8 protein-coding genes are annotated in these 13,524 nt (G+C 69.6%); 3 read left to right on the forward strand and 5 right to left on the reverse strand.

Features of this window, described 5'->3' with window-relative positions:
- Nucleotides 1-106: 106 nt before the first annotated feature.
- The 5 genes from AB0G63_RS30935 to AB0G63_RS30955 form a co-directional block, all read right to left on the reverse strand.
- The gene (locus tag AB0G63_RS30935) at nt 107-637 is read right to left on the reverse strand and encodes a hypothetical protein (protein ID WP_360756943.1); all 531 of its coding nucleotides are present in this window, start codon (nt 635-637) and stop codon (nt 107-109) included.
- Nucleotides 634-3,096 carry a hypothetical protein gene (locus AB0G63_RS30940; protein WP_360756946.1) on the reverse strand — a complete coding sequence of 821 codons (2,463 nt, stop codon included), beginning with the start codon at nt 3,094-3,096 and terminating at the stop codon, nt 634-636. The genes AB0G63_RS30935 and AB0G63_RS30940 overlap by 4 nt, the downstream gene beginning before the upstream one ends.
- Nucleotides 3,097-3,837: 741 nt before the next feature.
- On the reverse strand, nt 3,838-4,992 hold the full coding sequence (locus AB0G63_RS30945; protein WP_360756949.1) for a hypothetical protein: 1,155 nt from the start codon (nt 4,990-4,992) through the stop codon (nt 3,838-3,840).
- A gap of 730 nt (nt 4,993-5,722) precedes the next feature.
- Nucleotides 5,723-6,727: a hypothetical protein gene (locus AB0G63_RS30950; protein WP_360756952.1), complete on the reverse strand. Its 1,005-nt coding sequence runs from the start codon at nt 6,725-6,727 to the stop codon at nt 5,723-5,725.
- A 413-nt stretch (nt 6,728-7,140) separates the two neighbouring features.
- The gene (locus AB0G63_RS30955; protein WP_360756954.1) at nt 7,141-7,278 is read right to left on the reverse strand and encodes a hypothetical protein; all 138 of its coding nucleotides are present in this window, start codon (nt 7,276-7,278) and stop codon (nt 7,141-7,143) included.
- Between the two features lie 919 nt (nt 7,279-8,197).
- Between AB0G63_RS30955 and AB0G63_RS30960 the strand changes: the two genes are divergently transcribed.
- From AB0G63_RS30960 to AB0G63_RS30970, 3 genes are read left to right on the forward strand one after another with little or no spacing between them, the layout of a single operon-like run.
- Nucleotides 8,198-10,099 carry an ATP-binding protein gene (locus tag AB0G63_RS30960; RefSeq protein ID WP_360756956.1) on the forward strand — a complete coding sequence of 634 codons (1,902 nt, stop codon included), beginning with the start codon at nt 8,198-8,200 and terminating at the stop codon, nt 10,097-10,099.
- A gap of 46 nt (nt 10,100-10,145) precedes the next feature.
- A complete protein-coding gene (locus AB0G63_RS30965; RefSeq protein WP_360756966.1) occupies nt 10,146-11,345 on the forward strand; it encodes an exonuclease SbcCD subunit D in 1,200 nt (399 codons plus the stop codon).
- A gap of 39 nt (nt 11,346-11,384) precedes the next feature.
- Nucleotides 11,385-13,451, forward strand: a complete 2,067-nt coding sequence (locus AB0G63_RS30970) for an SMC family ATPase (RefSeq protein ID WP_360756959.1) — start codon at nt 11,385-11,387, stop codon at nt 13,449-13,451.
- The last annotated feature ends 73 nt before the right edge of the window (nt 13,452-13,524 follow it).

Below are 13,524 nucleotides of genomic sequence, written 5' to 3' on the forward strand. Positions count from 1 at the left end.
ACGAACGCCCACTGACACCAGAACCCCATCCGGCTGTCGCACCGCTCCTGCGTGTCGCCCGCTCGGGTCCCGGCAGACAATCCGCCGGGACCCGAGCGGGGATGGGTCAGGCCGGTGCCGCGGACCGGTCGCCGGAGCCGTCCGCGCTCGGGCGGGGAGGGCCGATACGGGTGGCCGGGTGCGAGGTGACCTGGGCGAGCCACTGCGCCGGGGTGACTACGGGCCATGTCCGCGGGCCCATTCGGCCGCGCAGCCCGATCAGGTCGGCGGCCCGGCCCTCGGCGGCCTCGATCGCCTTCGCCGGGCTGAACGGGTCGGCCTCCACGACGAACACCCCCGCGTAGACCCGGGCCCGCTCGGGATGACGGAAGTGATCCTCAAGCCGGGCTTTGACCCCGCTGCCGCGGTGCGCCTTGCCCAGCCACCGCAGCCGCCCCTCGGCGTCGACCGCCAGATACAGCCCGGCCAACACTTCGCCGAGCGCCGCGAGGCTCTCGGCCCGGTGCGGTAGGAGGAGGCTGCGCGCGGCGGGCCAGCCGCCGCGCGCCAGGGGGCCCAGCGCCGTCCACGCGTGGCGCAGCACCCGCGCGTCGACCACCGGTCCGGCGACCGGCTCCGGGCAGCAGTCCCCGCTCACAGCGACATCACCGCCAGGGTGGCCTTGTCCAGCAGCGGGGCGATCTTCGCGCACTCCGCCTTGATCTTGTTGAAGTCCTCTACGTACAGCTTCTGCACCTGGGCCGGTTCCTCTGCGGCGCCGGCCTCCTCACGGGCACGCACAGCGTCCTCAAGGGTGACCAGGAGCCGGGCGATCTGCTCGGCCAGGGCGGCGGCGCCCACCGTGCTGCTGTCGACCACGGCCGACACTTCCATGCGCAGACGGGTCAGCCGCACGAGTGGGTCCTCGGGAATCTCCTCGGCGAGTTCCACGGTGTCCTCGCCGCTGTTCTCGCCGATGTCCCCGTCCTCGGCACCGATGTTGTCTGCGGGTGGCTGCGGCCGCTTGGACCTGGGAAATGAGGTCAGGGGGAAGAGCGCGTCGAACCATTCCTTGTCGGCGAGGAGTCCCTCGCACGGATCGCCGTGTGCGTCGGGCGCCCAGAAGGTGCCCGGTGCCAGGCCGTCGCCGGCCGGGGAGTCGGGGGCGCGCAGCACGGACTCGGCGAACGCGAGCAGCAGCGCACGCGTGACGCCCTCGGGCGGGTTGGTGTAGGCCTCCACGAGCGACTGGACCGCGTTGGACGGCGCGCGCCGCACACCCTTGCGCTGCGCGCTGGTGAGTGAGCCCTGGTTGGGCGTGATGAACGGCTCGGCGCCGCTGATCATGCCGGGCACCAGGTGCCGCCGCACCAGGGCTTCCCAGGCCGCGGGGTCTCCCTGGCGGCAGGCGGTCAGCAGCGAGGCGAGGCTGCGCGCGTCGGTGCGTACCCCGAACTGCACCTCGGCCCTGCCGAACAGGCCCTCGGCGGCGGCGAGGGGGCCGGGGCGCAGGAAGTGCTGGGCGACCACGGCCGCCCAGATCTCCGTGCGCCGCTTGGCCTTGTCCCCGTTCCTCTGCGTCCAGGAGGCCTCCTGCAGGGCGGCGCGCACCACCGGCCAGTACCGGCCGGTGGGCATGTGCGCCCGGGCCGACAGGCCCTCGGGGCGCGGCGGGACCGGCGGGAACACCAGGACGGTGGCACAGCGGATCGCCACGTCCCGCAGGGTCATGGGGCCCACGTCGTCGCCCGGCGGCAGCAGCACCGTGAGTTCGTCGAGCGCCCGGGCCCCGACCAGCGCGTCGGCGATCGCCTCCTCGTCCAACTCGCTGGCCGCGATGCGGCCGTGGGCGACCTCCTGGGCCAGCAGCTCACCCAGCAGCCCCTTGGCCCGGTAGGCCTTGACCAGGGTCGACCACAGTCCCAGGGAGCGGTCCATGTCCTCGTAGTCCAGCTGGCCGCGCAGGTGCTCGTGGACGTTCAGCTGGCGCAGCGACTCCTCCAGGCGCTCCGGCTTCTTGGCGCCGACCACGATCCGGGCCGGCACCTGCGCGATCCGCGCCGCCCGCTGCGCACGCCCTTCAAGATCCTGGTCGGGGTCGGCGTACTCGGCGTTGAGCAGGGAGCTGATCCGGCGCAGGATCTCGCCCAGACCCCGTACGACCATCCGCCGGTTGTCCTCCTCCCCGGGCAGTCGCAGCAGGGACTGAGGCACACCGGTCAGCAGGTGCTGGGGCGTGATGCCGAAGGTCTCCAGGCGGGCATCGGTCCGGTTGGCGCCGGTGGCCTGCTGGCCCCGCCAGATGTGCCGCCGGGATCCGTCCTGGTCGATCACGGGGGTGCGCTGCAGCACGACCACCGTGGAATCCCGCTGGCCCTCCTGCACCAGGGACTCCGCCAGGTCGTAGGGGCGCTGCCGCGCCCGCTGCCGCAGCGTCTCCACGGCATAGCGCTGCACCTCGGCGGCCACCTCCGTGCGGACGGCCTCCGTCGTGAGCGCCGCGAGCGGGATCCCGTCCTCGGTGACGGCCCGCACCACCGGCAGCGGGCGCCGCTTGCCCAGCGTCTGCTCGCACACCTCCAGCTCCCGCCTGGCGCGGGCCAGTTCCTCCTCGGCGGCCTCGACCGCTCGCGCCGCCGCGCTGTTCTCCGCCGCCGTCGCGGTCGGGGACAGGGTCCGCAGCGCCGACCGCGCCCGCTCCAGTGCGACGGTCCGCACGGCCACCGACCGCTGCTGGTCGACGAGTTCCTCCAGCCGCTGCTGGTTCTCGGCGGAGGGGTGCAGCCAGGCGCTGCGCGTGCGGTCGTTGTTGACCCAGGGCAGCGTCGCCGCCCCGTGCAGCTTCGCCTTCAGCACCAGCAGCGCCCCGTCGGTGTCGCGCTGCTCGACGTGGTAAGCGGTGGCGCGCAGGAAACGGCTCTCGCGCCGGCGTTCGGTGACGTGCTTGGCCTCGCCCTCGCCGAGCGCCGGCGCGAGAGCGTCGAGCACGGCCTGCTGGGGCACGGGCGCGAAGCCCTCGACCCCGCAGGTGTTAACGATGGCCTCGTAGAGGTTCAGAGCCCAGGTCGGGTGGGTGGGATACGGAAAGGGCCCCTCGGGGGCCTTGCGGGCAGACATGAGAAGCAGACAGTCCTAACTCCCGGAGCCCTCATGGCCCCGGGCGCGACCCAGCGCATCCGGCGATGCCGAATACGGCACGCACCCGGACCGCAGGCACTCCTTCCACGGAGCACCGGCGAGGGCCGCCGCCACCGCCACGCACCTGCGGCGCGTACCGGCGAAGACCGTCTGCCTCTTCGAGTCCACCACCGGAGACTGTGCGCGCCACCGGAACATCACCACTGCAACACCATCAATAGTGGGCAGTTCCGCGGCGTACGGCTCACGCCCCCTCCGCCGACGGCGGTACGGGGCTGGCAGGTCATTGAGACCACTGACGTGCCCTAACAGTCTGTCAGACCCAATGGAAATCAGACAACTTGCATGCAAGACGCGCATAGAACCACAAGATCACCAATGTGCGGATGCCTGCTCACATCCACACCGGCCAGTCAACCCCGCTGCTCCCACTGGAGATGCCGCATCGACAGATGCGGCATCTCGCCCTCGGCAAGCACCCGAGCGCGTTGGCCGCATGCCGCCCTGCACTGCGGCGCACAGGGGGCCTTGGCGCCTCGCCGGGTGTCTGTGGCCTGCCCTGTCGGGCGGGTCCGATACCCGACAGAGATCTTCCTCGGGGCCTGGAGGACTCGCCGGGATCAACGAGGGGCAGGCCCTGCGGGCACGGTCACCTCGGTCACCCCTGGGGCGCCGACGAGTGACCTCGGCACGGGGACCACCGTGACCGCCGAACCGAGGTCACTCGTCGGCGCCGTCCAGGCCGCGGTCGCCTATTTCGTGGACGCGGTTGGTCCAAGCCTTCATGAACGCCTTCGCCCCGCCCTCCTCCGCGCCGGGCAGGGACAGTAGCCCTTGCCCGGCACTGATCTGTTCGTCGATCAGCTCCTCCATCCAGGCGGCGAGCGCGGCCATCTCGGGAGACAGGCACATCACCAGTGCGTGGGGGACACCGGACGGCTTGGCCATCTGAGGGACGAGCAGGGCGATCAACAAGGCGAACCCCGACTCGTCGACCCTCGCCCGCAGCCGGGCGAGGAAGGGGCTGTCGGGCATCAGGAACCCATGCATCACGTAGAAGAAGCCGACCAGAGTGAGGACCCGCACCACACCCCGCGCCGCGGCCATCTCCTCCTCACCGGCGGCCTGGAGGCGGGCGAGCGGGTCGACGAGCGCCCCCGCCTCGATCCAGCTCTCCAGGGTGCCCTCGCTCTCGGCCCTGCGCGCGGACTCCGCGACCGGAGTCCAGTCCACACCGGGCATCAGCGCGGCGAGCGCCTCGACGAGCATCTCGCCCCCGACCTCGCTGGCCCCCATCCCGGCGGCCGCGGCCAAGCGCACTACCGCGCTCCGCCGCTCGCGCTCCGGGCTCGGCCCCCACCCGCCCGCGGGATCCTCGATCACCCGCCGTATTTCGTCCGGGTGCGGCAGCCCGGCCGGACCCCGCCCCACCACCCGCCCGGCCTCCGCGTAGAAAGCGTCCTGCGCCTCCTCACCCCCGCCGCCCGCAGCCCGGGCCTGCACCACCACCCGCTGGGCGTGCGAGCGGCCCACCGCCCACACCAGCGCCTCCCGCACGGCTGGCCACGGCGGCTCCGGCACCGCCAACTCCCCGGGCCGGGCCGGGAGTCCGGCCTCGGTGTACCAGGCGATCACCGTCCACCGCAGATCACGCCCTGGCCGCGCATGCCGTCCCAGCGCCGCCGCGACGGCGACCGTCTCCTCGGCGAGCACCGACACCGACCCGCGCCCCCGTCCCAGCCACCGCCGCGCATGCCCGGGCAGCAGCCCCGCCCCACGCCACCGCTCCAGCTGCGCCGCCGACACCCGCACCCCGAGCGCCGCCAGACGCTCGATCAGCTCCTTGTCCGCCGTGCTCGGCACCCCTCTGGCCACCACCCCAAGTTAAAACCCCGCGAGGTACTCGGAAAACGCAGGTCACGTACGCGCTGAACTGGGCAGACAACCGGGTCCCGGCCAGGGCCCGCGCACCGCGAAGGAGCCGTCCGCCCATGGCCATCCGCACCCGTCAGCGTCCCGCCCGTCCGGCTCACCGCACCGCCGCCCGCCACCGTGCTCCTGCTCGCCCCGACCGGCCGCACCGCCCTCACCTACGCCGGCACCGCCCTCCTACTGCTTCTGGCCCTCGCCGCAGTGATGGTCTGCGGGGGAGTGTCAGTTGGGCATCGTCATCTGAGTGTCAGTGGCGCAGGCTCAGTGACCTGTGGTTGGTGCTGACGGGTGATGCCCACCTGTTGCTGACATGAGTGACGAAGGGCCATGTCATTCTCACGCAGACTGCTATAGCGGATGCGGAGTTTGCACTGGTCAGAACACGATTTCCATGCTGTGGAACGGTTAGCCCTGGCAGTCAGCGACTGGTACGTGGACGGCGGCAGTGACAGTGCGTGATGGCTCTTGTGCGTCCAGGCTGGCTGGTTCCGGGGCTGCAGCGGCCGAGTATGGGGCGGGTGAAGGCTCACGGCAGCGTGCCATCGAGGCCGGGCATGGGCTGGACCGCGTTCCGGCGCCCGGCAGCGCAGCAGCCGGGCACACCCATTCCGGGGGAGAATGTGGCGGCCCTGGTCGGCCGTTATCACCGTGCAGCGCACTCAGGTCGCCGGTGTCACAGGGAATCGAAGACGGTTACGCTTCTGTCCTCGGGGTCGACGGGCCCGGTCCAGAAACGATCAGGCAGGGGTTTCTTGGTCCGCCTGTTGGCTTCCCACCTCTTCTTCGCCATGGCCTGGAGATCATCCGCCTTTGCCGCGCGCAGGCCCGATTCGATGACGAAGTATCGCGCCCAGTCGTAGTCGTCGGACGTTACCTCCTCCAGGGCCTTTCCGATGTAGTAGCGCTTGTCGCCGTTTCCGTAGGTGCGGACCTGGGGGGTCAGGATGTGGAAGCGGGCCATGCTCGCGTAGTCGATGCCGAGACTGATGGCCAACAGAGTGTCCTGTGTGACTACCATGAAGTTGTCGAGCTTCTCGAGTCGCTTGAAACGAGGGTCCCGATACTCCCCGCGAGGCTCATCGAAAGGGGAGGGCCTCTCGCCGAAGTTGAAGGCTGACCATCTGGTTGGCCCTTCGCCGCTCTGGTAGTTGGTGAGCAGCGCCTGGAATGCCAGGCTGAGGCCGGCCATGGCCTGGACGTAGTCGCCGATGTCGGCATGCGTTTGTGTGTCGCGCAGCAGTTGCTTGACCTCGTTCTGAGTCAACAGGTCGACCATCTCGATGGTGTCGAGCTCGACGCCGAAGATCTTGGGGGTGACCGTGGTGAAGAAATCGACAACGGTCTCGCGGGCCTGCTCGATCTGGTGCGCGGAGGGGAAGGTTCCGTTGTGTTTGAGGGCGACGCGGGCGTCGTTGAGGCGCTTCATCTGATCTTTCTTGGGGAGTTCATAGACCGGTTTGATCGCTTCCCAATAGCTGAGGAACTCCGCGTTCTTCTTCAGGTCCACGCCCAGGTGCTGCGCGGCGAGGCCGATGAAGTTCTCCACCGCGTCGTGGAAGGAAGTGATCGCCCGGGAGTGCAGTGGCGAGGGTTGCCCACTCTGCTCGACCCCCTCGCGGTACAGGTATCGGACATACGCGAGCCGCTGAACTGTCAGCGGATCAAGAGGCTGCGCCATTACAACTCCAGGGGATCGTCATGTGCTTGAGATTGTGACGGCGTGCGGAGCCCTGCCGCACCAATATTTCCGTGCGACCCGCGCAGCCCAATCGCCCAACCGCAGCCACGGTCGCACATTACGCACCATGATGGTCTGCGGGGGAGTGTCAGTTGGGCATCGTCGTCTGAGTATCAGGCGTCTCAGTCCAACGCGTCGAACAGCGACTGCTGAGCGGGGCTGGGGGAAGGAGGAGGCTGCCGTACCGGCCGTCGGCCAGCGCGTGACGGCACGTGTCCCGCAGGGCGAGCATCTCGTGCTGTGCACCGTGCACCAGCCGGGGAGCCGAACGTCTGACAGCCCCGGCCCCCCAGTACCCGTCGCTCCAAGATCACAGGACTCCGAAGGCAGTGGGCATTGCCGGGCTGGCGTCCCTACGACGCTTCTGCCTGCAGCGGCCAGCTCAGGGTGGCAAGCCCCGTCGGACTGCCGATGTGCATGTACTGCGTGCGGCCGTGGGTGTGGACGATGCCGGTGACCGGCGCCGCGGTTGCCTGGGGAGTGGGTCGCATCGGCCGCCTCACTGGGGCTGCTCTTCCTTGCTGTGGCCCGAGGTATCCACGCTGCCTCCACCACATGGCAGCCCACCGCTGAGCGAGGAGCCTCGTTCAGCACCTGAGTCTGGGCTCAGTGAAGGGACTACGCGTCTGCCGGGGGGCGGAGTCGACCGGACAGCTTCGCCTGGACGCACGGCAGCGTGACCGATCGGCGCTGCGTCCGAGGAGGCCGCCGCCGTGTCGCTTCCAGGTGAGGTGCGAGAGGTGGCGAAATGTGTATGCATGGTGAAGGGATCGTGTGTAGGATGCGCGAAGGCCGCGTGCGGGTGGGGTGCTTGAGGCGGTTATTCACCGCCTGTGCCGTTCGTGGTGCGGGCTCCAGCACGCCGGGGGTGTGGATGTATCTGGCATGTCTGTGTGCCGAAAACTTTCTGCTCTTCGGCTGCGCTCGGCAGAACGAGCGGGTCAGGCCGTACGTCTGTAGGCCGACTTCGACTCGGCCATCCATGCTGCGGTCGGGGAGAGCGACAGCGACGGGACCGCTTCTCGCCGACGTCATCCGCCTGTGCCCTGTGGCGCGGATAGACCGACCACGACATCATCCGTCGGCGATCAGCGACGTGCCTTCGGCCAACGCGTGGGTGGTCCGGCGTCGATGGCGGAGTGCTTCGGTGCGGGAAGTTCGCCGGCCGTGGCACGCAACGAGTTGCAACCGAAGAGCCAGAGGGACCGGTGGGCGGGACTGACGGGTACTGGCCTTGGCCGGGTTGCGCATCTGCAGGGTAAGCCGCCCCCGTGCCCGTCGGGACTGGGCATCTTTGGAGTCCCGGCAATCTGTGGAACTGCCCAGTAGTTTCGGTGCCCCGGCGTACGGTGTCCACCGCCAGCCGCCAGGGCCGCCCCGACGCACGATGAGATAGGCACAGGACCGCCGATGACCGAAACCGACTCCAAGACCCCTGGCGTCGACAGCACTACCTCAGGCCCCGGTTCAGCGCCCCTGACGAGTCGGCAGCCGCCTGGAGGCCTGCCCCTCAGTGGCGGTGTCGAGCAGGAGGTCGGGAAGGTTGCAGGCACCGAGGACTCCACGCCGTTGAAGTTTCACGTCGCCCTTTCCCCCGACGCGTACCTGCAGCTCGACGACGTGGTCAGCACCCGTCGGCAGATCCCCGGCTACGGCGAGGTCGTCACCTCCGGCGTGGTGACGGAGGTGGTCGCCCGCCACGAGGGCGCCGCGTTCGGCTCGGATGTGTTCCTCATTGCGGACGGGATCTTGCCGGCGACCGTGCAGGAGATCGCCGAGGTCACCACCACCCGCGTCGAGCCCGAGTGCTACGTCCCGCCACGTCCCGGCGCAGTCGCGATCCGGGCCTCGGGTGCTGACCGGGACGCCGCCTTGTACTTCGACAAGATGGACGCGCGGATCCCCGCCGGCATCGGTCGTGACGGCGAACCGATCTATCTCAACCTCGAGTTCCTCGACGGTACCCGCGGCGCCCACGTGTCGATCTCGGGTATCTCCGGGGTGGCGACCAAGACCAGCTTCGCGCTGTTCCTGCTGCACTCGCTGTTCACCTCGGGTGCCCTGGGAGCCCGTACGGTCAACGCCAAGGCCCTGATCTTCTCGGTTAAAGGCGAGGACCTGCTGTTCGTCGACCAGCCCAACGCCCGCCTCGATGAGACGCTGCGCGCCGCATACGCGCGGCTCGGCCTGCCCGCTCGACCCTTTGCCTCTGCCGGCTTCTACGCGCCGCCGCTGCCTGGCGATACCACCGGCCGCCCCCACGTCACCGGCCGGACCAGCGGGGTGACCGCGTTCTGGTGGACGCTCGCGGAGTTCTGCCAACGCGAGCTGCTCCCGTACGTGTTCGCTGACGTCGAAGACGAGAAGAACCAGTACACGATTGTCGTGCACCAGGTCACCAGCCGGCTGCACCGCGAGGCCCAGGCCGCAGGGAACGACGGCGCGGTCGCCATCGACGGAGCCACCATCCGCACCTGGGCGGAGATGATCGCGTTCATCTGCGAGAAGGTCACCGACGAAGCCACACGCGCGGACTGGGCGGGGCCGGCGGTGGGGATGGGTACCGTCAACGCGTTCGTGCGGCGGCTGCGGTCGTCCCAAAGGCCGCTGGGCCCCCTGCTTCGCGGCGACCTGAGCACGGTCACCGACCGTCCGGTCACGCACTCCATCGACACCTCGGGGCAGCAGGTCACCGTGGTGGACCTGCACAACCTGCCGGAGCGGGCGCAACGGTTCGTCGTGGGTGTCGTGCTCGCCGCGGAGACCGACCGCAAGGAGCAAGCCGGTCCGGGCGGGCTACTGTTCACGGTGATCGACGAGCTGAATAAGTACGCGCCGCGCGAGGGCTCCTCTCCGATCAAGGACGTCCTGCTCGACATCGCCGAACGCGGCCGCTCGCTCGGCATCATCCTTATCGGCGCTCAGCAGACCGCCTCCGAGGTGGAACGGCGCATCGTGTCGAACTCCTCGATCAAGATCGTCGGCCGGCTCGATCCCGCCGAGGCCGGCCGACCTGAGTACGGCTTCCTGCCCGCCTCGCAGCGGCAGCGCGCCACCCTCGCCAAGCCTGGCACCATGTTCGTCTCCCAGCCCGAGATCCCGGTGCCGCTGGCCGTCGAATTCCCCTTTCCTGCCTGGGCCACCCGCCTCTCCGAGGTCGCCGATCCCACCTTCACTACCGGCCACTCGCCTGCTGACTCGAACGCCGGTGGTGCGGCGCGACCGGACCCGTTCAGCAAGCTGCCCCAGACCCAGAGCGACTCGTGGTTCGACGATCCCGACGACGGGGCCATCGACGAGCCGCCCTTCTGACGTCCGCCGAAGCGCCTTCAGATCACGCCTGACGCAACCCGCTGCTCTGCTTCAGCCATCCGAAAAGGACCGACCCGGTGAAGTTCTCCACACCTCCGACTGGCATGTCGGCAAGACCCTCAAGGGCCGTAACCGGCTCGAGGAGCAGGCAGGCGTACTGCGTGAGATCACCCAGATAGCCGTCGGCAACGACGTCGATGCCGTCCTCATCGCCGGCGACCTCTACGAGAACGCCGCGCCCACCGCGGACGCCCAAAGGCTTGTCGTGCGCACCCTGCTGCAACTGGCCAAGCAGGACATCGAAGTTGTCCTGATCGCCGGCAACCACGACCACGGCGCCACACTCGAGGCCTACAAGCCGCTGATGGACATCGCTGGCATCCATGTCTATGGCCAGGCCCGCCCGGCTGCAAAGGGCGGCGTGCACAGCTTCCGCGCCAAATCCACCAACGAGCGTGTCAACGTCGCCGTTCTGCCGTTTCTCTCCCAGCGCTACGCCGTCCGCGCCGCGGAGATCATCGCCAATACCCCCTCGCAGAACGTCGGTGCCTACGACCAGCTCATCCGTGATGTTCTGGACAACCTGACAGGGGCTTTCACCTCCGACGCCGTCAACATCGTCATGGCCCACCTGACGTGCACCGGTGGCGTCTTCGGTGGCGGCGAGCGGGCTGCCCAATCGATCATGGAATACCACGTGCCCGCCGCTATTTTCCCCGTCGAAGCGCACTACGTGGCCCTGGGCCACCTGCACCGCCGACAGACGATCCCGGCCGCCTGCCCGGTGCACTACAGCGGATCCCCCTATGCGATCGACTTCGGCGAGCAGAACAACACCCACGTGGTCTGCCTCGTCGAAGCCTCTCCCGGAACCCCCGCGAAGATCACCGACATCCCGGTCACTGCCGGCCGCAGGCTGCGCACCATCGAGGGGACCGTCGCCCAGCTCACCGCCGACCACGCCGTCTACGGCGAGGACTACCTCCGGCTCGTGGTCACCCAGCCCGCCTACGCCGGCATGCGCGACGACCTGCTGGAAGCCCTTCCCAACGCCCTCGAGATCCGCATCCACCCCGACCATGCGAGCACCGGCGCCAAGGCGGGCATCGCCACCCACCAGCCGACCAAGACGCCTGCGCAACTGTTCTCCGACTACTGCCACAGCGTCGGCGTCAGCGACGACCGGGTCACGGCCCTGTTCAACCACCTGCACGACGACCTGACCCGCTCGACCGCCCGCTCCTGACCCAGCGGCCCTGACACCCGCTAGAAGGAATCCCTCAACATGCGCCCCGTTCGCCTGGAGCTCAACGGCTTCGCTGGTTTCCGCGCTCCCACCGTGGTCGACTTCACCGACGCCGACTACTTCGCCCTCGTCGGCCCCACCGGGTCAGGCAAGTCCACCGTTCTCGACGCCCTGACCTTCGCCCTGTACGGCTCGGCCTACCGGTGGGGCCGCAGCAACGCCATCGCCTACGCGCTCGCCCCCACGAGCAACCGATGCACGGTCTCGCTCACCTTCGACGTCGCATCCCAGCGCTACCAAGTCGCCCGCGAAGTCCGCCGCGTCGGCCAACAGATCCAGCAAAAGACCGTCAGCCTGGTGAAGTTCACCGACCCTACGGCGGTCGTCACCGACGCAGACGGGCCACAGCCGGAAGTACTGGCCGGAGAAATCAAGGAACTCAACGCCACCATCGAGCAGTTGCTCGGCCTGTCCTTCGACGACTTCTGCCAGTGCGTCGTCCTGCCCCAAGGCGACTTCGCCCGGTTCCTGTCCGCCAACGCCCGCGACCGGCAACAGATCCTGCTCAAGCTGCTCGGAGCCGCCCACTACGAAGGCATCGGCAAACGCGCCGGCGCCCAGGCGGCCGAAGCAGCCAAGGAGATCGAGGTCCTCACTGACCAACTGAGCCGGCACGCCGACGCCACCCCGCAAGCCGAGGCCGACGCCCAGGCCCGCCTGTCGGCACTGGGACAGCTGGCCGCCACCGTCGACCAGCTCGTGCCCCGCGTCGCCGAGGCACACTCCCGCGCCAGCGATGCCCACGCACGTGTCGCCACTCTGCGCACCGAACTTGCCCGGCTCACCCCCCTCCGCACCCCAGACGGCATCGGAGAGCTGCAGCGCCGTGCCGTGGAGGCCCAGACAGCCGCCCACACGGCCCGCGACGCCGCCGACGCGGCTGCCCAGACCCTGGCCGACGCCACTAAAGCCGCCCAATCCGGCCCGCAGCGCGCTGTCCTCAACATTGCCCGCGACCGTTACACCGAGAAAGCCGGCTTGGTCGGGCGCCGCGACGCAGTCATCGCGGCTGCACAGCGTGCCCGCCAAGAGCTGGCGCAGAGCGAGGAGCGGCTACGGGCGCTGGCAGACGCCGTCACCGAGGCCCGGCGCACCGCCGAGGAGACCCGCGGCCGCCGCGACCGGGTACAACAGGCGTACGCGGCATTGCAGCGTCGCCAACAGCTGCTGGCTCCCGTCCAAACCCCCGACGGTGTCGGTGACCTGACCAGCCGGGAAGCGGCTCTGGCACGGCAGGCCGACGCCGCCGCCACCCAGCTGGCCGCAGCCCGCGACCGGCACAACCAGGCCGCTTCCGCGCTCACCGCCGCCGGCGACGGCAGCCGGCTCACCGAGGCGCGCGAGGTACTCGACCAGCTCCTTCACGTCACCAGCTCCCTCACCGACGCCACCAGCGAGCTGGATGACGCCGTGGAGGCAGCCGCCCAGGCCGACAGTGCGGTCACCGGCGCGCAGGTGCGTCTCGACGCGGCCACGGCCGCCCTCGAGGAAGCCCGCACCCTCGCCGGTGCCGCCCAGCTACGCCCTCAGCTCCAGGTGGGCCACGCCTGCCCGGTCTGCGAGCAGAGCGTCACCATCCTCCCGCCGCCGCTGTCCGACCCGGCCCTGGCCGCCGCCCAGGCCGCGCGTGATGCTGCGGTCCGCGAACACCGTGACCTGCTTTCCCAGCGTCAGGCCGCCACCACGACGGTTGCCGCCAAGCAGCGCGCCGCGGACACCCTGACCCAGCGGCGCACCCTGCTCGATGAGCGGCTGGGCACGCTGTTGCCCGATCGTCCTGCCGACACCGAACGTGACTGCGACGCCGATCGCGCCCATCTTGACGAACGCGCTGCAGCCCGTGACCAGTTGGTCGCCGCCGAGCAGCAGGCACGTGCCGTGGTACAAGAGGCCGAAGCCGCGCACACCTCCGCCACTGCGGCCGTCGCCACGCTGCAAAGGGAGATCGATCGTACCCGCAGTGACCTCCACACGCAGCTGGGCGCCCTGGCCGAACTCGACCCACCTGCCGTCGACACCCATGATGAGCTGACCCGAGTTTCGTAGAGTCCGGTGATCTTGTTTCAGGCGGACTGCGAGACGGCTTCCTGTTGTCGCCACCAGTCGCGTTCGTACTCGG

The organism is Streptomyces sp. NPDC020996 (genome assembly GCF_040641355.1).
Classification (GTDB): Bacteria; Actinomycetota; Actinomycetes; order Streptomycetales; family Streptomycetaceae; genus Streptomyces.

Excerpts from the sequence above, each read along its gene's own strand:
- AB0G63_RS30955 (WP_360756954.1), bottom strand. The coding sequence starts at position 7,278 with ATGCGACCCACTCCCCAGGCAACCGCGGCGCCGGTCACCGGCATCGTC.
- AB0G63_RS30960 (WP_360756956.1), top strand. The coding sequence starts at position 8,198 with ATGACCGAAACCGACTCCAAGACCCCTGGCGTCGACAGCACTACCTCA.
- AB0G63_RS30940 (WP_360756946.1), bottom strand. The coding sequence starts at position 3,096 with ATGTCTGCCCGCAAGGCCCCCGAGGGGCCCTTTCCGTATCCCACCCAC.
- AB0G63_RS30950 (WP_360756952.1), bottom strand. The coding sequence starts at position 6,727 with ATGGCGCAGCCTCTTGATCCGCTGACAGTTCAGCGGCTCGCGTATGTC.
- AB0G63_RS30970 (WP_360756959.1), top strand. The coding sequence starts at position 11,385 with ATGCGCCCCGTTCGCCTGGAGCTCAACGGCTTCGCTGGTTTCCGCGCT.